This is a genomic window from Collinsella sp. Sow4_E3 (assembly GCF_052116285.1).
Lineage (GTDB): Bacteria > Actinomycetota > Coriobacteriia > Coriobacteriales > Coriobacteriaceae > Collinsella.
The window spans coordinates 1-776 of the sequence record NZ_JBQKLJ010000079.1; the positions used below are offsets into that span (position 1 = coordinate 1).

General features: G+C 61.5%; 1 protein-coding gene. It reads left to right on the top strand.

Going from position 1 to position 776, the window contains the following annotated elements:
- Positions 1 to 187: agmatine deiminase family protein (locus tag ACTQ48_RS11320; RefSeq protein ID WP_441571005.1), on the top strand; the 187-nt coding region annotated here is incomplete at its 5' end.
- Between the last annotated feature and the right edge of the window lie 589 nt (positions 188 to 776).

The following is a 776-nucleotide window of genomic DNA, read 5'->3' on the forward strand; positions in this document are numbered from 1 at the left end:
CAACCACGGCGTCATCGTCCCGCAGTACGGCGACGAGAACGACCAGCTGGCCGTCGACACGCTCCAGGAGATCTACGACGAGGTCTGGGGCGAGGGCGTCTACAAGTGCGTCGGCGTCCAGTCCGACCAGGTCGTCTACGGCGGCGGCAACATCCACTGCATCACGCAGCAGGAGCCGTCCGCCTAATAGCCCGGCTTGCCGGGGCGCGGCGCCCCTCTTTCACGGGAGTCCGCCGCACCCCGGAGGCCCGGCCGGCCGGGCGAACGGGGCCGCCTGGCCGGCCGGCCGGGCTTTCCCCGGGCGCTCCGCTGCCTCCACACCGGAGTGCCCTTCCCCTTCGATTGGATACCCGCCTGGCCTGGGACCTATCGCGGGTTAGGCCTATTGTTCGCTTGGATATCCCAGGTCAGACGCGTATCCAATTGCCGAAAGTTCCCGGTCGCGAGCGCGGCCGTCTTGATCGGAGTATCTATGTACCAGCGTATTTAATTACTGCGCTGGAATAGAACGCATGCTTGATAAATTAATTTAGCATCAGACAGCGGGCACGGTTTCAATCGAATCCGTGCCCGCTGCTGTATGTGTGAGCAGTGTGAATAGGGGACGTAGCTCTGTTCACGCCTGGACCCATGTCGGCACCGGTCAATGCCCACGATGCTTTTGCGGTGACGCATAATTTCTTTCGCAAATTGACAACCGCATAGCGGAACACGGCCCGCGCCCCGTCATATGATTTCTAGCGACTAAACAACAAATCACCAACGAAGGGGGCACG